This window comes from Cupriavidus sp. FW305-27 (assembly GCF_058787995.1).
Genome location: NZ_JBYTAG010000017.1, coordinates 44,773 through 69,119 on the forward strand (window position 1 = coordinate 44,773; position 24,347 = coordinate 69,119).

Annotated in this window: 22 protein-coding genes; 13 read left to right on the forward strand and 9 right to left on the reverse strand. The window is 67.2% G+C overall.

Annotated elements, in window-relative coordinates:
• Positions 1 to 100 precede the first annotated feature (100 nt).
• Entirely contained in the window at positions 101 to 2,968 is a 2,868-nt protein-coding gene (locus AC3WRI_RS10800) for a valine--tRNA ligase (RefSeq protein ID WP_011615813.1), read from the forward strand.
• Positions 2,969 to 3,097: 129 nt separating this feature from the next.
• Positions 3,098 to 3,988, forward strand: a complete 891-nt coding sequence (galU, locus tag AC3WRI_RS10805) for a UTP--glucose-1-phosphate uridylyltransferase GalU (RefSeq protein ID WP_011615814.1) — start codon at positions 3,098 to 3,100, stop codon at positions 3,986 to 3,988.
• A 111-nt stretch (positions 3,989 to 4,099) separates the two neighbouring features.
• On the opposite strand, the gene AC3WRI_RS10810 is transcribed toward galU, so the two are convergent.
• On the reverse strand, positions 4,100 to 5,131 hold the full coding sequence (locus AC3WRI_RS10810; protein WP_010813662.1) for a GntR family transcriptional regulator: 1,032 nt from the start codon (positions 5,129 to 5,131) through the stop codon (positions 4,100 to 4,102).
• A gap of 248 nt (positions 5,132 to 5,379) precedes the next feature.
• Here AC3WRI_RS10810 and AC3WRI_RS10815 point away from each other — a divergent pair, with 248 nt between their 5' ends.
• The 5 genes from AC3WRI_RS10815 (at position 5,380) to AC3WRI_RS10835 (ending at position 9,952) form a co-directional block, all read left to right on the forward strand.
• Complete coding sequence (locus tag AC3WRI_RS10815) at positions 5,380 to 6,063, forward strand: amino acid ABC transporter permease (RefSeq protein ID WP_010813663.1); 684 nt, start codon at positions 5,380 to 5,382, stop codon at positions 6,061 to 6,063.
• 15 nt (positions 6,064 to 6,078) lie between these two features.
• A complete protein-coding gene (locus AC3WRI_RS10820; protein ID WP_010813664.1) occupies positions 6,079 to 6,729 on the forward strand; it encodes an amino acid ABC transporter permease in 651 nt (216 codons plus the stop codon).
• Between the two features lie 49 nt (positions 6,730 to 6,778).
• Positions 6,779 to 7,507 carry an amino acid ABC transporter ATP-binding protein gene (locus tag AC3WRI_RS10825; RefSeq protein WP_269446640.1) on the forward strand — a complete coding sequence of 243 codons (729 nt, stop codon included), beginning with the start codon at positions 6,779 to 6,781 and terminating at the stop codon, positions 7,505 to 7,507.
• Positions 7,508 to 7,568: 61 nt separating this feature from the next.
• Entirely contained in the window at positions 7,569 to 8,363 is a 795-nt protein-coding gene (locus AC3WRI_RS10830) for a transporter substrate-binding domain-containing protein (protein WP_058696662.1), read from the forward strand.
• 20 nt (positions 8,364 to 8,383) lie between these two features.
• Positions 8,384 to 9,952, forward strand: coding sequence for a UxaA family hydrolase (locus AC3WRI_RS10835; RefSeq protein ID WP_492293304.1), 1,569 nt, complete (start codon positions 8,384 to 8,386; stop codon positions 9,950 to 9,952).
• Between the two features lie 66 nt (positions 9,953 to 10,018).
• Here the strand turns inward: AC3WRI_RS10835 and AC3WRI_RS10840 are convergent, their stop codons facing one another.
• The 7 genes from AC3WRI_RS10840 to AC3WRI_RS10870 form a co-directional block, all read right to left on the reverse strand.
• A complete protein-coding gene (locus AC3WRI_RS10840) occupies positions 10,019 to 10,462 on the reverse strand; it encodes a GNAT family N-acetyltransferase (protein ID WP_010813668.1) in 444 nt (147 codons plus the stop codon).
• Between the two features lie 357 nt (positions 10,463 to 10,819).
• Positions 10,820 to 11,047 carry a sulfurtransferase TusA family protein gene (locus AC3WRI_RS10845; RefSeq protein ID WP_010813669.1) on the reverse strand — a complete coding sequence of 76 codons (228 nt, stop codon included), beginning with the start codon at positions 11,045 to 11,047 and terminating at the stop codon, positions 10,820 to 10,822.
• Positions 11,048 to 11,097: 50 nt separating this feature from the next.
• A complete protein-coding gene (locus tag AC3WRI_RS10850) occupies positions 11,098 to 11,682 on the reverse strand; it encodes an NUDIX domain-containing protein (RefSeq protein WP_010813670.1) in 585 nt (194 codons plus the stop codon).
• A gap of 45 nt (positions 11,683 to 11,727) precedes the next feature.
• Positions 11,728 to 12,759 carry a threonine aldolase family protein gene (locus tag AC3WRI_RS10855; protein ID WP_492293305.1) on the reverse strand — a complete coding sequence of 344 codons (1,032 nt, stop codon included), beginning with the start codon at positions 12,757 to 12,759 and terminating at the stop codon, positions 11,728 to 11,730.
• Between the two features lie 28 nt (positions 12,760 to 12,787).
• Positions 12,788 to 12,976, reverse strand: a complete 189-nt coding sequence (locus AC3WRI_RS10860; protein ID WP_010813672.1) for a 4-oxalocrotonate tautomerase — start codon at positions 12,974 to 12,976, stop codon at positions 12,788 to 12,790.
• Positions 12,977 to 13,028: 52 nt separating this feature from the next.
• Entirely contained in the window at positions 13,029 to 13,805 is a 777-nt protein-coding gene (locus AC3WRI_RS10865; protein ID WP_010813673.1) for a class II aldolase/adducin family protein, read from the reverse strand.
• A 100-nt stretch (positions 13,806 to 13,905) separates the two neighbouring features.
• Positions 13,906 to 15,165, reverse strand: coding sequence for a YbfB/YjiJ family MFS transporter (locus AC3WRI_RS10870; protein WP_058696665.1), 1,260 nt, complete (start codon positions 15,163 to 15,165; stop codon positions 13,906 to 13,908).
• Positions 15,166 to 15,294: 129 nt separating this feature from the next.
• Here AC3WRI_RS10870 and AC3WRI_RS10875 point away from each other — a divergent pair, with 129 nt between their 5' ends.
• The 3 genes from AC3WRI_RS10875 (at position 15,295) to AC3WRI_RS10885 (ending at position 18,560) form a co-directional block, all read left to right on the forward strand.
• The gene (locus AC3WRI_RS10875) at positions 15,295 to 16,188 is read left to right on the forward strand and encodes a LysR family transcriptional regulator (protein WP_492293306.1); all 894 of its coding nucleotides are present in this window, start codon (positions 15,295 to 15,297) and stop codon (positions 16,186 to 16,188) included.
• Positions 16,189 to 16,290: 102 nt separating this feature from the next.
• Positions 16,291 to 17,790 (forward strand): NfeD family protein, encoded by a 1,500-nt coding sequence (locus AC3WRI_RS10880; RefSeq protein ID WP_439670836.1) that lies wholly within the window; start codon positions 16,291 to 16,293, stop codon positions 17,788 to 17,790.
• Positions 17,791 to 17,792: 2 nt separating this feature from the next.
• Entirely contained in the window at positions 17,793 to 18,560 is a 768-nt protein-coding gene (locus tag AC3WRI_RS10885; RefSeq protein WP_010813677.1) for a slipin family protein, read from the forward strand.
• Between the two features lie 62 nt (positions 18,561 to 18,622).
• Here the strand turns inward: AC3WRI_RS10885 and alaS are convergent, their stop codons facing one another.
• Positions 18,623 to 21,247, reverse strand: coding sequence for an alanine--tRNA ligase (alaS, locus tag AC3WRI_RS10890; protein WP_010813678.1), 2,625 nt, complete (start codon positions 21,245 to 21,247; stop codon positions 18,623 to 18,625).
• Positions 21,248 to 21,545: 298 nt separating this feature from the next.
• On the opposite strand from alaS, the gene AC3WRI_RS10895 reads away from it, so the two are divergent.
• The 3 genes from AC3WRI_RS10895 to AC3WRI_RS10905 all read left to right on the forward strand — a co-directional run bounded on the left by AC3WRI_RS10895 (position 21,546) and on the right by AC3WRI_RS10905 (position 24,338).
• Positions 21,546 to 22,766: a CaiB/BaiF CoA transferase family protein gene (locus tag AC3WRI_RS10895; protein ID WP_492293307.1), complete on the forward strand. Its 1,221-nt coding sequence runs from the start codon at positions 21,546 to 21,548 to the stop codon at positions 22,764 to 22,766.
• Positions 22,767 to 22,859: 93 nt separating this feature from the next.
• The gene (locus AC3WRI_RS10900; protein WP_011615824.1) at positions 22,860 to 23,315 is read left to right on the forward strand and encodes a DUF2214 family protein; all 456 of its coding nucleotides are present in this window, start codon (positions 22,860 to 22,862) and stop codon (positions 23,313 to 23,315) included.
• Positions 23,316 to 23,342: 27 nt separating this feature from the next.
• Positions 23,343 to 24,338, forward strand: coding sequence for a Bug family tripartite tricarboxylate transporter substrate binding protein (locus AC3WRI_RS10905; RefSeq protein WP_010813681.1), 996 nt, complete (start codon positions 23,343 to 23,345; stop codon positions 24,336 to 24,338).
• Positions 24,339 to 24,347: the final 9 nt, after the last annotated feature.

The window sequence follows — 24,347 nt, forward strand, 5'->3', positions numbered from 1 at the left end:
GTTTTACTGGCGCAATGCCGGCCGCCGACGGCCGCCGCCTCGCCAGGCGCAGGCCGAAGCACCCTGCGACGACCCCCGACGCCAATATCGACATCCCAGCATGACCGCCCAAGACCAGTCCCTCGCCAAAAGCTTCGAACCCACCGCCATCGAGGCGAAATGGGGCCCCGAGTGGGAGAAGCGCGGCATTGCCAAGCCGACCTTCGACCCTGCCCGCCCGGACTTTGCGATCCAGCTGCCGCCGCCCAATGTGACCGGCACGCTGCATATGGGCCACGCTTTCAACCAGACCATCATGGACGGCCTGGCGCGCCATGCGCGCATGAGCGGCGCCAATACGCTGTGGGTGCCGGGCACCGACCACGCCGGCATCGCCACCCAGATCGTGGTGGAGCGCCAGCTCGAGTCGCAGGGCGTGTCGCGCCATGACCTGGGCCGCGAGAAGTTCACCGAGAAGGTGTGGGCCTGGAAGGAAGAGTCGGGCTCGACCATCACCCGCCAGGTGCGGCGCATGGGCGCTTCGATCGACTGGAGCCGCGAGTACTTCACGATGTCGCCCGAGATGTCGAAGGCGGTCACCGAAGCTTTCGTGCGCCTGCACGAACAGGGCCTGATCTACCGCGGCAAGCGCCTGGTCAACTGGGACCCGGTGCTGGGCACCGCCGTGTCGGACCTGGAAGTCGACAGCATCGAGGAAGAAGGCTCGCTGTGGCATATCCACTATCCGCTGGTCGAGGCTGATGCCAAGGGCGGCCTGACCCACCTGACCGTGGCCACCACCCGCCCCGAAACCATGCTGGGCGACGTGGCCGTGATGGTCCACCCGGAAGACGAGCGCTATGCGCACCTGATCGGCAAGTTCGTGCAGCTGCCGCTGACCGAGCGCCAGATCCCGGTGATTGCCGACGAGTACGTCGACCGCGAGTTCGGCACCGGCGTGGTCAAGGTGACCCCCGGCCATGACTTCAACGACTATGCCGTGGGCCAGCGCCACAACCTGCCGCAGTTGTCGATCCTGACGCTGGACGCGAAGATCGTTGCCGACGCCCCCGCCGCCTACGCCGGCCTGGACCGCTTCGACGCGCGCCGCGCCATCGTCGAGGACCTGGACAAGCGCGGCCTGCTGGCCGAGGTCAAGAAGCACAAGCTGATGACCCCGCGCAGCGAGCGCACCGGCAGCGCGATCGAGCCGATGCTGACCGACCAGTGGTTCGTCGCCATGAGCAAGCCGGCGCCGGAAGGCACCTTCTACCCGGGCCGCTCGATCGCCGAGGTGGCGCTGGAAGCCGTGCAGAGCGGCGAGATCAAGCTGGTGCCGGAAAACTGGATCAGCACCTACAACCAGTGGCTGGGCAATATCCAGGACTGGTGCATCTCGCGCCAGCTGTGGTGGGGCCACCAGATCCCGGCGTGGTATGACGATGCCGGCAACTGCTTTGTCGGCCGCACCGAAGAAGAAGCGCTGGCAAAGGCAAAGGCCGCCGGCAGCACCGGCAGCCTGCGCCGCGAGGAAGACGTGCTCGACACCTGGTTCTCGTCGGCGCTGGTGCCCTTCTCCTCGCTGGGCTGGCCGGGAGAAACGCCCGAGATGCATCACTTCCTGCCGTCGTCGGTGCTGGTGACCGGCTACGACATCATCTTCTTCTGGGTGGCGCGCATGGTCATGATGACCAAGCACTTCATCGGCAAGGTGCCCTTCCATACCGTCTACGTGCACGGCCTGGTGCGCGATTCGGAAGGCAAGAAGATGAGCAAGTCCGAGGGCAACACGCTGGACCCGGTGGACCTGATCGACGGCATCGACCTCGACACGCTGCTGCAGAAGCGCACCACCGGCCTGCGCCGCCCCAAGGACGCGCCCAAGATCGAGAAGAAGACGAAAAAGGAATTCCCCGAGGGCATTCCCGCATTCGGCGCCGACGCGCTGCGCTTCACCTTCGCGTCGCTGGCCACGCTGGGCCGCAACGTCAACTTCGATACCGGCCGCTGCGAGGGCTACCGCAACTTCTGCAACAAGCTGTGGAACGCGACCCGCTTCGTGCTGATGAACACCGAAGGCCATGACTGCGGCATGGGCCCGTGCAACAACGACTGCGGCCCAGACGGCTACCTGGATTTCTCGCAGGCCGACCGCTGGATCGTGTCGCTGCTGCAGCGCGTGGAAGCCGAGGTCGAGAAGGGCTTTGCCGAATACCGCTTCGACAATATCGCCAACGCCATCTACAAGTTCGTCTGGGACGAATACTGCGACTGGTACCTGGAACTGGCCAAGGTGCAGATCCAGAACGGCACCGAGGCCCAGCAGCGCGCCACGCGGCGCACGCTGCTGCGCGTGCTCGAGACCGTGCTGCGCCTGGCGCATCCGATCATCCCCTTCATCACCGAAGAGCTGTGGCAGAAGGTGGCCCCGCTGGCCGGCCGCGCCAAGGGTGACGGCTCCGAGACCATCGCGCTGCAGCCCTACCCGCTGCCTGCGGTCGCCAAGATCGACGAGCAAGCCGAGCAATGGGTTGCGCGCCTGAAGGAAGTGATCGATGCCTGCCGCAACCTGCGCGGCGAGATGAACATCTCGCCGGCCCAGCGCATCCCGCTCTATGCTGAGGGTGACAGCACCTTCCTGAAGGCGGCGAGCGCACATATCCAGGCACTGGCGAAACTTTCCGAGGTACGCGTCTTCGAAGATGAAGCTGCCCTGCAGGCTGAAGGCGCCGGCGCGCCGGTCGCCATTGCCGGGGGCAACCACCTGCTGCTGAAGATCGAGATCGATGTCGGCGCCGAGCGCGCGCGCCTGTCGAAGGAAGTCGAGCGCATCGGTGGCGAAATCGGCAAGTGCCGCGCCAAGCTCTCCAACGAGAGCTTTGTCGCCAAGGCACCGCCTGCCGTGGTGGCGCAAGAGACGCAGCGCCTGGCCGATTTCGAGCAGACGCTGGCCAAGCTGCAGGGCCAGCTGCAGCGGCTGCCGGCCTGACGGCACGGCGGCCGCATTCACGCCCCTGCCTGCCGGGGGTTCTGTCCGGCTTCGTCGGACAGAACCGGACAGACGACGCCCGCAATGGCTGGCAGGGTTATGGACTGGAATCTGAGAGGTACACCTGATATGGAAAATCGCGTCACCAAGGCTGTGTTCCCGGTTGCGGGCCTGGGCACTCGCTTCCTGCCGGCCACCAAGGCCAGCCCCAAGGAAATGCTTCCGGTGGTGGACAAGCCGCTGATCCAGTACGCCGTGGAAGAAGCCATGGCCGCCGGCATTACCGAGATGATCTTTGTCACCGGCCGCTCCAAGCGCGCCATCGAGGACCATTTCGACAAGGCCTTCGAGCTGGAAGTGGAGCTTGAGGCCAAGAACAAGCAGGCGCTGCTGGACGTGGTGCGCTCGATCAAGCCCGCCAACGTGGAATGCTTCTACGTGCGCCAGCCCGAAGCGCTGGGCCTGGGGCATGCGGTGCTGTGCGCGGCCAAGCTGGTCGGCGACACGCCGTTCGCAGTGATGCTGGCCGATGACCTGATCGACGGCAACCCGCCGGTGATGAAGCAGATGGTGGATACCTTCAACCACTACAACTGCTCGGTGCTGGGGGTCGAGGAGATCACGCCGGAGCAAAGCCGCTCCTACGGCGTGATCGACGGCCGCGAATGGGATGCGGACGTGATCAAGGTCTCCGGCATCATCGAGAAGCCGGCGCCGGAAGACGCGCCGTCCAACCTGGGCGTGGTCGGCCGCTACATCCTGACCCCGCGCATCTTCGAACACCTGCGTGACCTGAAGCCGGGCGCCGGCGGCGAGCTGCAGCTGACCGACGCGATCCAGTCGCTGCTGGGCCAGGAGCAGGTGCTGGCCTACCGCTACCAGGGCCGCCGCTATGACTGCGGCAGCAAGCTGGGCTACCTGAAGGCAACCGTTGAATTTGCCTTGAAGCACCCGGAAGTCGGGACTGAATTCAGCGCCTACCTGGAATCGCGCGAGCACCTGACCGGCATCGGCAGCTGATCGCGCCCTGCCCTGCGGACAGGAAAGGAAGTTCCTGGACGTCTGCAGCCGTGAGAGGCCGCAACCATTCCGGCAAATGCCGGGAGGGTTGCGGCCTCTCCTTATTTGCGCTCAGGCGATGTAGGACACCGTCGGCAGCGCGAACGTTTCGCGCACCAGCCCGGCCCGCTGCGTGACCTTCGCGCACGACAGCTCCAGGTGTTCCCGCAACAGCTCAGCGGCCTTGCGCGGCGCGCCTGCGGCGGCGGCCTGCAGCACGGCCATGTGCTCGGAGAGGAAGGGATCTTCCTGCGGCATCGGCGCCGACGCTCCCAGTACATGCTTGCTCAGGGTCAGGATGCAGCGCGTGCGCTGCAGGCTGCCCAGCAGCTCCTTGTTCGGGCACAGCGACAGCAGGCGCACGTGCAGGTCATGCTCCAGCTTGTCCATGGCGGTGCGCGACACCTTCGGGTAGACACGCTGCACCTTGTGCAGGTCTTCCATCATGGCAGCCAGCTCGGCCGCGTCCGCATGGACGATGGCGCCGCGCAGCGCGGCTGGCTCCACCAGTGAGCGCAGCTCGTAGAGATCGTGGATGCGCTGCGCATCCAGCGGGATGATGACCCAGCGCTGGCGCTCGTCCTTCTCCAGGATGCCCAGGCTTTCCAGGCGCAGCAGCACATCGCGCACCACGGTGCGCCCCACGTTGAAATAGCGCGCCAGCTCGACTTCGTTGACACGGTAGCGCCCGAACACCGACAGGTGGACCAGGTTGCGCTCCACCTCGTCGTAGATGACCTCCCAGCCCAGCGTCTTGCGTGCCACGTCCGGCGCGCTGTCCACGCCCAGCATGGCCGCGTCCAGCGGCACGCGCCTGGGCTCGGTGCCGGCCGGGCCGGCGACATAGCCGCGCCCGTCGAAGCGGCTGACCAGGCCTTCGGCCTCCAGCTCGCGCAAGGCCTGCCGCACCGGCGACCGGGTGGCGCGCAGAATCTCCGCGACCGGCCCTTCCAGCAGCACGGTGCCCTGCTCCAGCGTCCCGTCCAGCATCGCCTTGCGCAGCACCTGGTGGATCAACGCGTAGATCGGCGCATGGCGGCTGGCTTCCTCCGCTTCCAGGCTGGCAGCAAGGGGGGCGACGCGATTTCGGTCTCGTGTCGTCATCGATGGGCTCGGCACTTTGTCTCCAGAACGTGGCGGTCGGTCAGTGTAGCCATGGCGGCACGCCAGGGCATCTCATCGCATTCCATCATACACGGGTATCCACGGATATTGACCATTGCCGGCAATGGTCATATATTTCGTCCCACCACGGCGCGTGTCGCACGCCGCAAGCACGACAACGAAGCCACAACAAGAGACAGGGCGCGCGCCGGCCGCGGCGACGCCACGAGAAGGAGGAACCCGCGCCGATGGACTACCAGTTTGATTTCAGTTTCCTGTCCACGGGCTGGCGGGACTTGCTCGACGGCGTGTGGCTGACCTTGCGCATGTCGGTCGCCACCATCGTGTTCGGCTTCGTGCTGGGCACGGCGCTGGCCGTGGTGCGCACGCAAGGCCCCGCGTGGGCGCGCCGCTGCGTCACGGTGTATGTGGACGTGATTCGCAATACGCCGCTGGTGATCCAGGCCTTCTGGCTCTTCTTCGGGCTGGCGGCGGTGCAGGTGCGGGTGCCGGCCATGGCGGCGGCAGTGGTGGCGCTGGTCGTGAACGTGTCGGCCTATACCACCGAAATCGTGCGCGCCGGCATCGAGTCGGTGCCGCGCGGCCAGCTCGAGGCCGCTTCCTGCCTGGGGCTGTCGCGCTGGCAGATGCTGCGCCTGGTGGTGTTGCCGCAAGCGGTGGAGCGCATGTATCCGGCGCTGATCAGCCAGTTCGTGCTGATGATGCTGGCCACTTCGATCATGTCGCAGATCTCGGCCGAGGAACTCACAGCGGTGGGCTACCGCATCCAGTCGGAGACCTTCCGCGGCTTCGAGATCTACCTGGTGATCGCGCTCGTCTACCTGCTGCTGTCCTGGCTGCTGCGCCTGTCGATGGCAGGCATCGGCGCCCTGGCCTTTACGCGCCGCCGGCGCCTGCAAACCCCTCTCTGAACCGGAGCGCGCCTCATGCACGGAATTTCTTTCGATCAAGTGTTGTTCATCCTGCGCGGCGCAGGCTGGACCTTGCTGCTGGCAGGCATGGGCTTTGCCGGCGGCGCGCTGGTGGGCGTACCGCTGGCGCTGGCGCGCAGCCGCGGCGGGCGCGTGCTGCGCACGCTCACGGGCGCCTACGTGCAGCTGGTACAGGGCGTGCCGCTGCCGGTGATCATGTTCGTGGTGTATTTCGGCATCAGCGTGGGCGGCTTCGAGCTGCCGGCGCTGGTCGCCGCGGGGATCGCGATGACGGCGTATTCCAGCGCCTACCTCGGCGAGATCTGGAAGGGCTGCATCCAGGCCGTGCCGCGCACGCAGTGGGAGGCCGCCGAATGCCTGGCGCTCACGCCGCTGCAGCGGGCGGTGTACGTGATCCTGCCGCAGGCCGCCCGCATTGCCATTGCGCCCACGGTGAGCTTCCTGGTGCAGATCGTGAAGAACTCGTCGTACGCGGTGGTGATCGGCTTCTTCGACCTGACCTATTCGGCGCGGGTGGTCAACAACTCCACCTTCAAGCCCTTTCTGGTGTTCACCATCGCCGCGGCGCTGTATTTCGCCATCTGCTATCCGCTCTCATCGCTCTCGTACCGCCTGGAGCGCCGCTTCAACAAGGCACGCGCCTGAGCCTGACAGCGCCAAAACCCGACAACAAAGGAACGTCATGGAGACAAGCGTGGACGAAGTGGTCCGCTTCGACAAGGTAAGCAAGTCCTTCGGACAAGTGGAAATCCTCAAGGGCGTGAGCTTCTCGGTGCGCCGCGGCGAGGTGGTGGCCCTGATCGGCCGCAGCGGCTCGGGCAAGAGCACGGCCCTGCGCTGCATCAACGGACTGGAGCGCGTGAGCGGCGGGGCCCTGCATGTGTGCGGCCATGCCATGCACGAAGACGCCGTTGACCTGGGCGCGCTGCGCAAGGAAGTCGGCATCGTGTTCCAGAGCTACAACCTGTTCCCGCACCTGACCGTGGCCGAGAACGTCATGCTGGCACCGCGCAAGGTCAAGGGCATGGGGCGCAAGGAAGCGGGCGAACTGGCCCGCCACGTGCTGCGGCAAGTCGGCATGGAAGAGCGCGCCGACTACTACCCGGAACAGCTCTCCGGCGGCCAGCAGCAGCGCGTCGCCATCGCGCGCTCGCTGGCCATGCAGCCGCGCCTGATGCTGTTCGACGAAGTCACTTCCGCGCTCGATCCCGAGCTTACCGGCGAGGTGCTGCGGGTCATTGAAAAACTGGCCGAAGACGGCATGACCATGGTGCTGGTCACGCACGAGATGTCGTTCGCGCGCTCGGTGGCGGACCAGATCATGTTCATGCACCAGGGCATCGTCTGGGAATGCGGCAGTGGCAGGCTGCTTGACGAACCTGCCACGCCGGAACTGCGCCAGTTCGTCAGCAACGGCCTGTAAGCGCGGCAGCGCCCGCTCAGCAAGAACCCGTTTCGATATCCAACAATACGGAGACAACCTCATGAACTATCGCCGCTATCTCTTTGCCCCACTCGCCGCCCTGCTGCTGGCCGGCACCTCCGCCGCCTCGGCCGACACGCTCGACACCATCAAGCAGCGCAAGAAGATCCTGGTGGCGGTCGATATCAGCGCGCCTCCCTACGGCATGCTGGATACACAAGCCAGGCAGAGCGGCTCCGACATCGAGACCGCGCGCCTGCTCGCCAAGGACCTGGGCGTCGAACTTGAGATCGTTCCGGTCACGGGCCCCAACCGCGTGCCCTTCCTCCTCACCCGCAAGGCGGACGTGGTGCTGGCCTCCTTTTCCGTGACGGACGCGCGCAAGAAGGTCATCGATTTCTCCGAGCCGTATGGCGTGATCCCCGTGGTGGTGGGCGGCCCGACCAAGGCCCAGGTCAAGTCCTTCGCCGACCTGTCGGGCAAGACCGTCGCGGTCACGCGCGGCACCACCAGCGACCAGGAACTGAGCCGGGGCGCCAAGGCCGTGGCAGCGGTGAATATCGTGCGCTACGAGGATGACGCGACCACCAATACCGCGGTCTCCACCGGCCAGCAGGACTACCTGGCCGCGGCCATCAGCGTGATTCCGGAGGTCAGGCGCAGCAATCCGTCGCGCGACCTGGAAATCAAGTTCGTGATGCAGACCTTTCCCTATGCGATCGGCCTGCGCAAGGGCGATACCGCCCTCAAGGACTGGCTCGACGGCTGGGTCAGGACCAACCTGAAGAACGGCAGGATCAACGACATCTACAAGCGCTATTTCGGCCTGTCGCTGCCGGCCGAGATGCTGAAATAAGGAACGAGGGAGCTCATCGCATGAACGCACCTGCCAACCCCGGCAAGGCAGCACAGCTGCACGCCGCCTTGCGCGTGATCCGGCTGCACCCGGAAGACGACGTCGTCATTGCCCGCGACCAGCTCGTGGCAGGCACCACGCTCGACGAAGAAGACGTGACTGTGCTCGGCCTGGTCCCGCCCGGCCACAAGGTGGCAACGCGCGCCATCGGCGCCGGCGAGGCGGTGCGCCGCTACGGGCAGATCATCGGCTTCGCCAGCCAGGACATCCGCCCCGGCCAGCACGTGCACACCCACAACCTGGCCATGGGCGACTTCACGCGCGACTATGCCTATGGCGCCGATGCGCGCGCGCCGGAGCCGGTGCCGGCGCCGGCCACCTTCGCGGGCATCGTGCGGGCCGATGGCCGCGTGGCCACGCGCAACTACATCGGCATCCTGACCTCGGTGAACTGCTCGGCCACGGTGGCGCGCGCCATTGCCGACCACTTCCGCCGCGACATCCATCCCGAGGCGCTGGCCGCCTATCCCAACGTCGACGGCGTGGTGGCGCTCACGCACGGCGTCGGTTGCGCGGTGGACCCGCAGGGGGAAGGGCTGGCGCTGCTGCAGCGCACGCTGGGCGGCTATGCCTGCCATCCCAACTTCGCCAGCGTGCTGGTGATCGGGCTGGGCTGCGAGACCAACCAGATTTCGGCGCTGCTTGCCACCCAGGGGCTGGCCCACGACGACCGCCTGCAGACCTTCACCATCCAGGACAGCGGCGGCACCACCAGGACCATCGCACGCGGCATTGCCATGATCCAGGAGATGCTGCCCGCCGCGAATGCCGTGCAGCGCCAGCCGGTGCCTGCCAGCCACCTGGTGGTGGGCCTGCAGTGCGGCGGCTCCGACGGCTACTCGGGCATCTCGGCGAACCCGGTGCTGGGCGCGGCGGTAGACCTGCTGGTGCGCCACGGCGGCACTGCCATCCTCTCCGAGACGCCCGAGATCTACGGCGCCGAGCACCTGCTCACGCGCCGCGCACAGACACCGGAAATCGGCCGCAAGCTGGTGGCGCGCATCCGCTGGTGGGAGGACTATTGCGCGCGCCACGGTGCCAGCATGGACAACAACCCGTCGGCAGGCAACAAGGCGGGCGGGCTGACCACCGTGCTGGAAAAATCCCTGGGCGGCATCGCCAAGGGCGGCTCGGCCAACCTGGCCGAGGTCTATGAGTACGCGCAGCCGGTGCGCGCGCGCGGCCTGGTGTTCATGGACACGCCGGGCTACGACCCCATCTCCGCGACCGGCCAGGTCGCGGGGGGTGCCAACCTGATCTGCTTCACCACGGGGCGCGGCTCGGCCTACGGCTGTGCGCCCTCGCCCTCGGTCAAGCTGGCGACCAATACCGCGCTGTGGCAACGCCAGTCCGATGACATGGACCTGAACTGCGGCGCCGTGCTGGACGGCTGCGCCACCATTGGCGGGCTCGGTGAGGAACTGTTCCGGCTGATGCTGGACACCGCCTCCGGCAAACGTTCACGCAGCGAGCTGCACGGCTACGGGCAGAACGAGTTCGTACCCTGGCAGCTGAGCGCGATCACCTGAAGCCCGCCGGCGCGCAGCCGGCGACGCGGCGGCCCATCGGGCCGCTGCGCTGCGTCTTGCCCCGCCTCAGTCCAGGCGGCGGCACATGCAGTGCGTCCAGGCGCCGAAGCGGCGTTGAAATTCCCTGGACAATTCCAGTTCGGTCGGCAACTCGTCCACGGATGTCAGCGAGAAGCCATAGCGCGCAAAAAAGGCCGGATGCTCCGTCGTCAGCAGGACGGCCTTGGTGCAACCGTTAGCGCGGGCGCGCATCAACAGGGCCGCAACCAGATGGGTCGCAATTCTTCGCTCCCGAAAATCGGGAAGCACGCCAACGGTCCTGACGACAAAGGTCTGGTCGAATATCTCCCCGCAGGCACAACCAGCTACGATTTCCCCGAATTCAGCGACATGGCACAGACATGCGGCCGGCCTCACATTTTCAACTGACAACCCACATTGCTGCAGCACTTCCGAAATAGCTTGAATATCGGCAATTCCAGCGGCTCGGATACGGACGTCCCTTGGCATCGCCTCTCCTGAATCACTTGATCAACTTCCGCCCTCCCCACAGTGACCATCACGGCACCAGGCAAGGGCGCAGTAGTAATTTAGCGCATACATAAAAACCAGCCCAATCCGGGTAAACACATGTGCCGCGGCGCCGCCATTATGGGGAGAATAATGCAGCCCAAAACCGGCGGAAACGCAATGGGATTAATCCTTGCGAGATGTCCCGCCAGGAATAATGCAGGACTTGCAATTCACGCCAATCTCCCATTGCCGCGCGCCTGGAAAATTGTGCCGATATTCATCGACGCAGAATCCCAAAGAAAAAAGCCACGTAATTCTGATTACGCGGCTTTTTTCTTTGGGAGCGGGAGCGCTTCAGCGGCGGCGCATGTAGAACACAAACACCTTGTCCACTTCCGAGTGCGACAGCAGCTCATTGCCGGTCTGCTTGGCAAAGGCCTGGAAATCGCGCGTGGCGCCGGGATCGGTGGCCAGCACCTTGAGCACATCGCCGCTGGCCATGTCGGCCAGGGCCTTCTTGGTGCGCAGGATCGGCAGCGGGCAGTTCAGGCCGCGCGCATCCACTTCTTTCTGGAACTCCATTCGTCTCTTCCTTCGATTCTGGGGGCTGGGCGGCTGGCCGGAGGCCAGCCTCACCAACGGTATTGTAGCGAACCCCCGACCAGGCTGAAGTCGTGCGGGCGGCGCGGGTCCGGAATGTCGGCGCCGGTCTGGCGGTCGAAGAAGCGCACCGGATAGCCGCGCGCGGCCAGCCAGTCGGCAACCGCGAAGCCGGTGCCAGCCGACCAGACGCGCACGTCCTCCGGCGCCACCAGCTTGTAGTCGGCCAGTTCCTCGGACAGCGCCACGGTGCCGGTCGCCTTGACGTGGTAGGCAATGATCAGCTCGTTCTTGCGCATGAACTCGTAGACGCCGATCAGCGACACCGACTCGGTATCGAGGTTGGTCTCTTCCTTCAGCTCGCGCGCCACGCCCAGCTCGGGCGGCTCGTCGCGCTCCAGGAAGCCCGTCACCAGCGCGAACATGGTCTCCGGCCAGGCGGCATTGCGCGCCAGCAGCAGCTTGTCCTGGTACTCCACCACCGCCGCCAGCACCGGCAGCGGGTTGTTCCAGTGCACGAAGCCGCATTCCTGCTGCACGCAGGCGTGGCGTTCGCGCCCGGACAGCGGCAGCACCTCAAGCGGCGCGCCGCACTGCGGGCAGAATCGGTATTGCATTTGGGGGCTCCTGAAGGGTCTCGTCGTTATAGGTATGGGTGCCGGTCAGGCGCCGCAAGCCGCCCGCATGTCGGCGGCCAGCGCCTCGACCGTCTGCGGCTGCAGGTCCCATGAACACATGAAACGGCAGCCGCCGGCGCCGATAAAGGTATAGAAGCGCCAGCCCCTGGCGCGCAGCGCCTCGATCGCGGGCAGCGGCAGCTCGGCGAACACGGCGTTGGACTGCGTCGGGAACATGATGCGAACGCCCGGAATATCGCTGATGCGCTGCTGCAGCAGCTGCGCCATCGCATTGGCATGGCGCGCGTTGGCGAGCCATACGTCGCTCTCGAGCAAACCCAGCCACGGCGCGGAGATAAAGCGCATCTTCGACGCCAGCTGCCCGGCCTGCTTGACGCGGTAGGCAAAGTCCTCGGCCAGGCGGCGGTCGAAAAACACCACCGCTTCGCCCACCGGCAGGCCGTTCTTGGTGCCGCCGAAGCACAGCACGTCGACGCCGGCGCGCCAGGTAATCTCGGACGGATGCACGCCCAGCGACGCCACCGCATTGGCAAAGCGCGCGCCGTCCATATGCACGCGCAGCTGGCGGCGCTTGGCGATGGCAGCGATCGCGCGCACCTCTTCCACGCTGTAGACGGTGCCGACTTCCGTCGACTGCGTCAGCGACACCACCTTGGGCTTGGGGTAATGGATATCGGAGCGGCGCGTGACCAGCGCCTCGACCGCGTCAGGCGTGAGCTTGCCGTCAGCGCCGGGCGCGGTCAGCAGCTTGGAGCCGTTGGAGAAGAACTCCGGGCCGCCGCATTCATCGGTCTCGATATGCGCCAGCTCGTGGCAGATCACCGAGTGGTACGACTGGCACAGCGCCGACAGCGCCAGCGAGTTGGCCGCCGTGCCGTTGAACACGAAGAACACTTCGCAGTCGGTCTGGAACAGGTCGCGGATACGGTCGCAGACCTTCTGCGTCCAGGTATCGTCGCCGTAGGCCTGCTCATGGCCGCTGGCGTTGGCTTCCAGGAAATACTTGAGCGATTCCGGGCAGAAGCCGGCGTAGTTGTCAGAGGCGAAGTGCTGCATGGTGTTCAGTGTGGGGCTGAATGGAGCCTTACTTCTTGTCGGCCCACAGCTCGCCGCCGGTGGCCCAGTTCTCGCGCTTGATGTCGGTGATGATGATGTCGACGGCCGAGGCCGAGCAGCCCAGGGTCTCGCAGCTGACGCGCGTCACTTCCTCGACAAACTTGCGCTTCTGCTCGATGGTACGGCCTTCAAACATTTCGACGTGGAAAGTCGGCATGCAATGCTCCTTTGATGAATGTGGTTGAGTCGCGGCGGGAAATCGATCCCGCTCAGTCCCGGTATGAAGGATCGATTCTATCCAGTTTGCGCAGCAGCGCGGGCCACTCCATCACGCCTTCGACGGCGCCGTTGTCGTAGAGCTGCTCCGAGGTCTTGTCCGCCACGGCCGCGCCTGGCTGCACCAGCGCACCGCCCGCCTGTGCGGCAATCTGGACCTCGCAGGCCTTGATCAGCGTCGCCATCAGCACATAGGCCTCGGCCACGGTGCGGCCCACCGTCAGCGTGCCGTGGTTGCGCAACAGCATGGCGGGATGCCCACCCAGCGATGCGGTCAGCCGCGCGCCTTCGGCCGGGGTGAAGGCCAGGCCTTCGTAGTCGTGGTAGGCCATGCGGCCGTGGAAGCGCATCGCGTGCTGCGACAGCGGCAGCAGCCCGGCGGCCTGCGCCGATACGGCAATGCCGGCGGTGTTATGCAGGTGCATCACGCACATCGCGTCGGCGCGCGCCGCATGCACCGCGGCGTGCAGCGCAAAGCCGGTCACATTGACCGGATGCACGGTCGCGCCGACGACCTCGCCGCGGCCGTTGATCTTGACCAGGTCGCTGGCGCGGATCTCGTCGAAGGCAAAGCCGAAGGGGTTGATCAGGAAGTGGTCGGACTCGCCCGGCACCGTGGCGGAGATATGGGTGTAGATCAGGTCATCCCAGCCCTCGCGCGCGGCCAGGCGGTAGGCGGCGGCCAGGTCGACGCGCACACGCTGTTCTTCGGCGGAAACGGGCCGGATGGGGGCACCCGCGGCACGCGCGGGCTGCAAGGCAAAAGACATGGGGTCGCTCCTGCGCCGCCCGGTCTCGCGTGCCGGGTACGGCCCCGGCCTTCTGTGGCGCGCCAGGCGGCAAAGGCAATACTTTAGCGCACCTTGCCGATCAGCTCCGGGCAGCCGCCAGCGGCCAGGCGCGGCACATCCAGGCGAACACCAGCGCGCCGAGCAGCAGCGCCGCCGCCGCGCACGCCAGCGAGCCGGCAAAGCCGCCGGTGCGCGCCACCAGCGCGGTTGCCAGCGGCGGCCCGGCGATCTGGCCCAGGCCGTAGGACGCCGTCATCAGGCCCATCAGCCGCGCCGCTTGCGGCCCCCACAGGCGCCGCGCCTCGCGCATCGCAAACGCCACCAGCGCGGTGAACGGCAGCCCCGCCAGCAGGCTGCTGAGGGCAAAGCCGGCCACGGTCGGGAACACCACCGCGATCGCCACGCCCAGCGCCTGCATGCCGTACAGCAGCGTCAACAGCTTGCGGTTGTCGTGCGCCATGCCGACCCGCGTGACCAGGAACGCGCCCACCGTCACGCCCGCGCCGAAGATCGGCCAGAACAGGTCGGCCCAGACCGTGCCGGGCAGCGCCTCGCGCGCAATCACCGGCAGGAAGGTCGCGGTGATGATGTAGCCGAAGCCGGCCAGGCCGTAGGCAAAGGTCAGCGCCCAGGTCTGGGCATCGAGCCGCGCGGCGCCGGTGTCGGCTGCCGCCGGGGATGCCGCCGCCGTCGCCGTCATCGGCACAGCCGGCTGCGCGACGAAGATCCGCCAGACCGCCGCCACCAGCACCACCGCCAGCGCCGTGAACGCGAGCCAGCCATAGTCCGCATGCCAGCCCGCACCGACCATGCCGGATGCACCCAGCCCAGTGACCACGATGCCCAGCCCCGGCCCGCAGAAGATCAGCCCGGCGAGTTCCGGCTTGCCCAGTTCCGCCAACCGCTGCAGGCACCACCCCGCGGTGTAGACCATCACCACGGCGCTGGCCACGCCCGCGGCGGCGCGCCACAGCGACCATGCCGCCATGCCGCCCGGCAGGGCCATGCCCAGCGTCAGCAGCACCGTTGCGGCCAGGCCCCAGCGCACCATGCGCACCGCGTCGGGCCGGATGAACATGCACACTGCGGCGCCGGCGAAGTAGCCGATGTAGTTGACCGTGGCCAGCCAGCCGCCCTGATCCAGCGTGACGGTGCCGTCATGCAGCATCATCGGCAGCAGCGGCGTAAAGGCAAAGCGGCCGATGCCCATCACCACCGCCAGCGATACCAGGCCGGCCATGGCCACCGCCACCGCGCCGGCTTCGCGCCGTGCCGACGCCCGGGTGGCCACGCGCGCAGCGGCGGGGTGTTCAGGGTCGAGGCTGTGGGGGTTCGGCATGGCTGGAGGCTGGCGGGGCAGCGGTTGCATTGCGATGCCTGTATGCTACGCTGGCTTCAGCATTCCAAAAAATGAATTATTAAGATGTCAGGCATCTTAATAAGAGATGAATAACCTCAGGAGTCCCGCATGGACCTTGCCGCCCTCGAGATCTTCCGCGCCGTCGTCGAAGCCGGCGGCATCACCCGTGCGGCCGAGCGGCTGCACCGGGTGCAGTCCAATGTCACCACGCGCATCCGCCAGCTGGAGCAGTCGCTCGGGGTCGACCTGTTCGTGCGCGACGGCCGGCGCATGGTGCTGACGCCTTCCGGGCAGACCCTGTTCGACTATGCCTGCCGCATCCTCAGCATGACCGAAGAGGCACGCCAGGCGGTGCTGCCGGCGCGGCCGCACGGCCGGCTGCGCATTGCCTCGATGGAGAGCACCGCCGCCAGCCGCCTGCCCAATGTGCTGGCCGCGTACCACCAGGCCTGGCCCGCGGTGCAGCTGGAGCTGGTGACGCTGGCCACGCGCCAGGCGCTGGATGCGCTGGCGCGCTTCGAAGTCGAATGCGCCTTTGTCGCCGAGCCGCTGACCGACCCGGCACTGAGCGCCGTCCCGGTGTTCGAGGAAGAACTGGTGGTGATCACGCGCGCTCGCCATCGCCCGGTGCGCACCGCGGCCGACCTCGAGGTGCCGACGCTGCTGGCGTTCGAGCCCGGCTGCAACTACCGCGCCCGGCTCGAGAACTGGTATGTGATCGGCGATGCGCCGACGCCGCGCGTGCTGCAGCTGAGCTCGTACCATGCCATCGTCGCCTGCGTCGCGGCCGGCATCGGTGCGGCGATCGTGCCGCGCTCGGTGCTGGGGCTGTACCGCGACCTGCCCGCCATCCGCCAGCACGGCCTGGGCGCGGCCGGCCGCGTGCGCACGCTGCTGGCCTGGCATCCGTCCATGGCCAGCGCGGCCTTGCATGCGCTGATCGACACGCTCACCGCCCACTCACCCGGCCCCTCGGCCAGGCCGGACCTGGCGGCGGCCTGAGCGCCCGGCGCGCGGGCCCGAGGCAGCCCGCGTGCAAGATGTGCCCGGTGGCCTACACTTGAAGTGGCGCCATCACGGCACCTTGCGTGCCCCGCCCCTCTCATGAAACCTGCCACCGCGCTGCTGCGGGCGCTTCGGCCGATGTCCGGCCGGCTGCTGGCCGGCCTGGCGCTGGCGTGCGGCGCCGTTGCCCTCGCCGGCCCAGGTGCCCGTGCGGCGCCGCCCTCCGGCGCCTCGGCGCCTGCCGCCACCGTCACGACCACGGCAACCGCGCCGGTCTACGTGATTCCGCTCAAGGGTGCGGTCAGCCCCGCCAGCGCCAGCTTTATCCTGCGCAGCATGGAACGCGCGCGCGCGGGCGGCGCCCAGCTGGTGGTGCTGGAAATGGACACCCCGGGCGGGCTGGACGCGTCCATGCGCGAGATCATCCAGGCCATCCTGGCCTCGCCGATACCGGTGGCCAGCTACGTCTATCCCGGCGGCGCGCGCGCGGCCAGTGCCGGCACCTACATCCTCTACGCCAGCCACATCGCGGCAATGGCGCCGGGCACCAACCTGGGCGCGGCCACCCCGGTGCAGGTCGGCATTGGCGGGCCGCAGAAGCCAGAGGCCCTGCCCGGCGCCAAGCCCGCCTCCGCCCCCGCCAGCGAGCCAGCGCGGGCCGACGCGATGGAACGCAAGCAAATGCACGATGCTTCGGCCTATATCCGCGGCCTGGCCCAGCTGCGCGGACGCAATGCCGAGTGGGCCGAACGCGCGGTGCGCGAATCGGTCAGCCTGTCGGCCGACGAGGCCCTGGCCCAGCGCGTGGTCGACCTGGTCGCCCCCGACCTGCCCGCGCTGTTGCGCCAGGTTGAAGGCCGCACGATCACCGCTGCCGGTGGCAAGGCCGGCGTGCTGCACACCGCCAATGCGCCGGTGGTGACGCTGGAACCCGACTGGCGCAACCGCTTCCTGGCCGTGATCACCGAGCCCAGCGTGGCGCTGCTGCTGCTGATGATCGGCATCTACGGCCTGATCTTCGAATTCTCCACGCCGGGCATGGTAGTGCCCGGCATTGCCGGCGCGATCTGCCTGCTGGTGGCGCTGTTCGCGCTGCACATGCTGCCCGTGAACTACGCCGGGCTGGCGCTGGTGGCGCTGGGCATCGGCTGCATGGTGGCGGAGCTGTTCCTGCCGTCCTTCGGCGCGCTGGGCGTGGGCGGCATCATCGCCTTTGCCTTTGGCGCGGTGATGCTGATCGACACCGACGTGCCGGGCTTCGGCGTGCCGCTGCCGATGGTGGCGGCGATGTCAGCGCTGTCCGCGATTTTCGTGTTCGGCATGTCGGCGATGCTGGTGCGCTCGCGCAAGCGCCCGGTGGTCAGCGGTGCCGACACCCTGGTCGGCGCCCGCGGCGAAATGCTGGACGACCTGCGCGAGGAAGGCTGGGCCACGGTGCGCGGCGAGACCTGGCGCGTGCACAGCGCCAGCTCCTTGCCGCGCGGCACGCCGGTGGTCGTCACCGCGCGCAAGGGCCTGGTGCTCGAGGTGATCGCCGCCGGCAACGCCCCGCTTGTCCCGACAACTCCACCCCAACCGACGCCAGACAAGGGAGCCTGACCATGGCCTACGGATTCAGCTTCGGCGGTTTGATCTTCCTGCTGGCACTGCTGGTGATCACCTCGTTCCGCGTGCTGCGCGAATACGAACGCGGCGTGGTGTTCATGCTCGGACGCTTCTGGCGGGTCAAGGGCCCGGGCCTGGTGCTGCTGATCCCCGCCGTGCAGCAGATGGTCAGGGTGGACCTGCGCACGGTGGTGATGGACGTGCCGCCGCAGGATGTGATTTCGCGCGACAACGTCTCGGTGAAGGTCAATGCGGTGGTGTACTTCCGCGTGGTCGATCCGGAACGCGCCATCATCCAGGTGGCGAACTTCCTGGAAGCCACCAGCCAGCTGGCGCAGACCACGCTGCGCTCGGTGCTGGGCAAGCACGAGCTGGACGAGATGCTGGCCGAGCGCGAGAAGCTCAACCTCGACATCCAGCAGGCGCTGGACGCCCAGACCGACGCCTGGGGCATCAAGGTCTCGAACGTCGAGATCAAGCATGTCGACCTCAACGAAACCATGATCCGCGCGATTGCGCGGCAGGCCGAGGCCGAACGCGAGCGGCGCGCCAAGGTGATCCATGCCGAGGGCGAACTGCAGGCTTCGGAGAAACTGCTGGAAGCGGCCCAGATGCTGGCGCGCGAGCCGCAGGCCATGCAACTGCGCTACCTGCAGACGCTGACACAGATTGCAGGGGACAAGAGTTCCACCATCGTCTTCCCGCTGCCGATCGACATTCTCAACCGGCTCGCCGGCAAGCCGCCCGGCGACGAGCGCCCATAGAAAATGGCGCCGAAGCGCCATTAGCAGTTGCCGGGTCTGAGGGGGTTGCCCCCCTCAGCCGCTCAGACCTTGGTCGCCACCCACTCGCCGACACCAGCCAGCGCCTGCGGCAGCTTGGCCGGCTCGGTGCCGCCAGCCTGGGCCATGTCGGGACGGCCACCACCCTTGCCGCCCACCTGCTGCGCGACAAAGTTGACCAGCTCGCCGGCCTTGACCTTGCCCGTGGCATCGGCGGTGACACCAGCGATCAGGCTGACCTTGCCGTCGGACACCGCACCCAGCACGATGGCCGCACTCTTCAGCTTGTCCTTGAGCTTGTCCATGGTCTCGCGCAGGGTCTTGACGTCGGCGCCGTCCAGTTGCGCGGCCAGCACCTTCAGGCCCTTGATGTCGACCGCCTGCGCGGCCAGCTCGTCGCCCTGCGAGGCGGCCAGCTTGCTCTTCAGGCGTTCCAGCTCCTTCTCCAGCGCGCGCACCTGGTCCTGCACCTGGCCGATGCGCGGCACCAGCTCCGACGGCTGGGCCTTCAGCACGGCGGCGGCTTCGTTCAGCCTGGCGTCCAGGCCCTGCAGGTAGTGCAGCGCGTTGTCGCCGGTAATGGCTTCCACGCGGCGGATGCCGGCGGCAACGCCGCCTTCCACCACGATCTTGAACAGGCCGATGTCGCCGGTGCGGTGCACGTGGGTGCCGCCGCACAGTTCCTTTGAGGTGCCGATCGACAGCACGCGCACGTCGTCGGCGTACTTCTCGCCGAACAGTGCCATCGCGCCGCTCTTGACCGCGTCGTCGAACGGCATGATCTCGGCATGCGTGTCGTCGTTGCGCAGGATCTCGGCATTGACGATCTCTTCCACGCGGCGGATCTGCTCGTCGGTCAGCGCCGCGTTGTGCGAGAAGTCGAAGCGGGTCTTGTCCGCATCCACCAGCGAGCCCTTCTGCTGCACGTGGCTGCCCAGCACTTCACGCAGGGCCTTGTGCATCAGGTGGGTGGCCGAGTGGTTGCGCACGGTGCGCGCACGGCGCTGCGCGTCGACCTGGGCCGACACGGCATCGCCCACCTTGAGTGCGCCGCCTTCCAGCGTGCCCTGGTGGCCGAACACGTCGGCCTGGATCTTGGTGGTGTCAGTCACGGCGAAGACGGCATTGCCTGCCTTCAGCACGCCCTGGTCGCCGGCCTGGCCGCCGGACTCGGCGTAGAACGGGGTGTTGTCGAGCACCACCACGCCGGTCTGGCCCGGCTGCATGGCGTTCACGGCGGCGCCGTCCACATACAGCGCGGTGACCCTGGCTTGCGGCAGTTCCAGCTTCTCGTAGCCGTGGAACACGGTCTTGTCGCCGGTGTACTCCAGGCCGGCGGCCATCTTGAACTTGCCGGCGGCGCGCGCCTGCTCGCGCTGGCGGTTCATGGCCGCGTCGAAGGCGGCCTCGTCCACGCCGATTTCCTGCTCGCGGCACACGTCCTGCGTCAGGTCCAGCGGGAAGCCGAAGGTGTCGTGCAGCTTGAACGCCAGTTCGCCGTCCAGCGTCTTGCCGCCCTTGAGCTTCAGGTCGGCCAGTGCGGCGTCAAGGATCGACATGCCGTTCTCGATGGTCTCGAAGAAGCGCTCTTCCTCGGCCTTCAGCACTTCGGTCACGCGCGACTGGGCTTCAGCCAGTTCGGGATAAGCCTGGCCCATCTGCTCGACCAGATCGGCCACCATCTTGTGGAAGAACGGGGTCTTCTGGCCCAGCTTGTAGCCATGGCGGATGGCGCGGCGGATGATCCGGCGCAGCACGTAGCCGCGGCCTTCGTTGCCGGGGATCACGCCGTCGACGATCAGAAACGAGCACGCGCGGATATGGTCGGCGATGACCTTGAGCGAGTTCTGGTTCAGGTTGTCGATATGGGTTTCACGCGCGGCGGCCTTGATCAGCGCCTGGAACAGGTCGATCTCATAGTTGCTGTGCACGTGCTGCAGCACCGCGGCAATGCGCTCCAGGCCCATGCCGGTGTCCACGCACGGCTTGGGCAGCGGCGTCATATTGCCCTGCTCGTCGCGGTTGAACTGCATGAACACCAGGTTCCACACCTCGATGTAGCGGTCGCCGTCTTCCTCGGGCGATCCCGGCGGGCCGCCCCACACGTCCGGGCCGTGGTCGTAGAAGATTTCCGAGCACGGGCCGCACGGGCCGGTGTCGGCCATCTGCCAGAAGTTGTCCGAGGCGTAGCGCGCGCCCTTGTTGTCGCCGATGCGCACGATACGCTCGGCCGGCACGCCCACTTCCTTGGCCCAGATGTCGTAGGCCTCGTCGTCTTCCGCGTAGACCGTCACCCACAGCTTCTCGGCCGGCAGCTGGTAGGTCTTGGTCAGCAGTTCCCACGCGTACAGGATGGCATCGCGCTTGAAGTAGTCGCCAAACGAGAAGTTGCCCAGCATCTCGAAGAACGTATGGTGGCGCGCGGTGTAGCCCACGTTCTCGAGGTCATTGTGCTTGCCGCCGGCGCGCACCGAGCGCTGCGCCGAGGTGGCGCGGGTGTACGGGCGCTTGTCGGTGCCCAGGAACACGTCCTTGAACTGCACCATGCCGGAGTTGGTGAACAGCAGCGTCGGGTCGTTCGCCGGCACCAGGCTGGACGAGCGGACCACGGTATGGCCCTTCGATTCGAAGAACTGCAGGAACTTGCTGCGAATGTCTGAGACTTTCATGGGATGGCGGACGCTTGCCCTGGCGTGGCCGGGCGCGACGAATCAGTATTGGATTTGCAAACCGTTGATTATACGGGCAAGGCAGCCTGCCGGGCACGTCAGGCATGGCGCCGGGGAGCCGGCCGGCTATCGCCCAAATCCCATCGCCACAAGCGCCTTATAAAGCACCCAAAGCCGCACCGGCGATTTGCCGGTGGTACATTGCAGGCAACCCGTGCTGGCCCCTGTTTGCAGGGGCGCGCCGACCCCTCGCCGTTGCGACCGATCCCCCTCCTTACCCACTGCATTGACTACCGCCATGGGAGCTTTAAGCCATCTCCGCGTCCTCGACCTGACCCGCGTCCTTGCCGGGCCGTGGTGCGCCCAGAACCTTGCCGATTTCGGCGCCGACGTGATCAAGATCGAGCGCCCCGGCGCCGGCGACGATACCCGCACCTGGGGCCCGCCCTGGCTCAGGGACGAGGACGGCCGCGACACCGCCGAAGCCGCCTACTACCTGGCCGCCAACCGCAACAAGCGCTCCGTGACCTGCGACATCAGCACGCCGGAAGGTCAGCAGATCGTGCGCGAGCTGGCGGCGCAGAGCGACGTGGTGCTGGAGAACTACAAGGTAGGCCAGCTCAGGAAGTACGGCCTGGACTATGAGTCGCTCAGGCAGGTCAAGCCCGACCTGATCTACTGCTCGGTCACCGGCTTCGGCCAGACCGGCCCGTACGCCGCGCGCCCGGGCTATGACTTCATCATCCAGGGCATGGGCGGCTTCATGAGCCTGACCGGCGAGCGCGACGACCTGCCCGGCGGCGGCCCGCAGAAGGCCGGCGTGGCCATTTCCGACCTGATGACCGGCCAGTACGCCACCATCGCCGTGCTGGCGGCGCTGGCGCACCGCGACCGCACCGGCGAGGGCCAGTACATCGACATGGCCCTGCTGGACGTGCAGGTGGCGATGCTGGCCAACATGAACACCAACTACCTGGCCAGCGGCCAGGCGCCGCGCCGCTGGGGCAATGCGCACCCCAATATCGTCCCCTACCAGACCTTCCAGGCCTCCGATGGCTGGATCATCGTGGCGGTGGGCAACGACGGGCAGTTCCGCAAGTTCGTCACCGACGGCGGCAAGCCCGAGCTGGCCGACGACCCGCGCTTTGCCACCAACCCGCAGCGCGTGGCCAACCGCGACGTGCTGGTGCCGATCCTGGCCGAGATGGTGCGCCCGCGCACCCGCGCCCAGTGGATCCGCGACCTGGAGGCCGCCGGCGTGCCGTGCGGCCCGATCAACACCCTCGACGACGTGTTCGAGGACGACCAGGTCAAGGCGCGCGGCCTGCGCGTGGACCTGCCCCACCCCAGCGCCGGCGAGGTCAGGCTGGTGGGCAGCCCGATCAAGATGAGCGCCACGCCGCCGCAGGCACTGCGCCACCCGCCGCTGCTGGGCGAGCACACCGACACGGTGCTGGCCGAGACGCTGGGCTACGGCCCTGAGCAGATCGAAGCGCTGCGTGCAAAGGGTGTGCTGTAAGATTCTCCTCCTGCCGGCGGGCGGCCCTGGTGCCCCGCCGGTGCCTTCCCGAAGCAGTTCAGTCCCCACTGAAGCAAAGGCAAAGGAGAATCCATGCTGACCGACGCCATACTGTCCTTCCTGCATTTCCTTGCGATCTTCGTCCTGATCACCCTGATGGCCGCCGAGGCCGTGGTGCTGCGCCCGGAAATCACGCCGGCCGCGGTGCGGCGCCTGTCGCTGTACGACCTGTTCTATTTCCTGTCGGCGATGGTGGTGCTGGGCACCGGCCTGCTGCGCCTGTTCTACGGCGCCAAGGGCGCCGACTTCTACCTGCACAACCCGTGGTTCCATGCCAAGGTGGGCGTGTTCGTGCTGATCGCGCTGTGCTCGCTGCCGCCGACCTTCGCCATCGCGCGCTGGCGCAAGCAGGCGCGCCGGCTGCCGGATTACGTGCCGCCGCCGTCCGAGTTGAAGGCCGCCCGCCGCTGGGTGATGATCGAAGCCCACCTGGTGATCCTGCTGCCGCTGTGCGCGGTCATGATGGCGCGGGGCATCGGCGCCAGATAAGAATCCCAATCCCCTGAAGTCCGAAACATGCTGAAGAAACTGCTTGCCGCCGCGCTGACCGCGGCCCTGCTGCCCGCCGCCGCCGTGGCGGCCACCAATGCCTACCCGACCAAGCCGGTCCGCTTCGTGGTGCCCTACCCCGCCGGCGGCCCGCTCGACACCGTCGCGCGCGCCATCGGCGAGAAGCTGCGCGACAGCCTGGGCCAGCCGGTGGTGGTCGAGAACAAGCCCGGCGCGGGCGGCAACCTGGGCGCGGACTACGTCGCCAAGCAGCCGGCCGACGGCTACACCATCGTCATGGGCGCGGTGGCCACGCACGCCATCAACCCGACGCTGTTCAGCAAGATGCCGTACGACCCGGTCAAGGACTTCGCGCCGATCACGCTGGTGGCCGACGTCCCCAACGTGCTGGTGATGCACCCGGGCAAGGCCGCCGACCTGCATATCAACAATGTGCGCGACCTGGTCGCGTACGCGCGCAAGAATCCGGGCAAGCTGGACTACGCCTCGGGCGGCAACGGCAGCGCCGGCCACCTGTCGGGCGAGCTCTTCAAGAGCATGGCGAAGGTCAGCATGGTCCATATCCCGTACAACGGCGCCGCACCGGCGCAGCTGTCGGTGCTGTCGGGCCAGACCGACCTGATCTTCGACAACCTGGCTTCGGCCTCGGCCAATATCAAGGCGGGCAAGCTGAAGGCCTTTGCGGTCACCACCGCCAGCCGCGCCGCGGCCTTCCCGGAACTGCCGACCATCGCGGAAGCCGGCAAGGGGCTGGGCCTGGAAGGCTTCGACATCTCGACGTGGTTCGGCGTGTTCGCGCCGGCCAACACCCCGCGCGAGATCGTCGAGCGGCTTAACCATGAGATCGTGGCAATCCTGAAGACCGACGAGATGAAGGCACGCCTGGCCCGCATCGGCGCACAGCCGGCACCGACCACGCCCGAGCAGTTCGCGGCGCTGATCCAGCGCGAGCTGAAGAAATACGCGCAGATCGTGAAGGTATCCGGGGCGAAGGTGGATTGAAAACAAGGC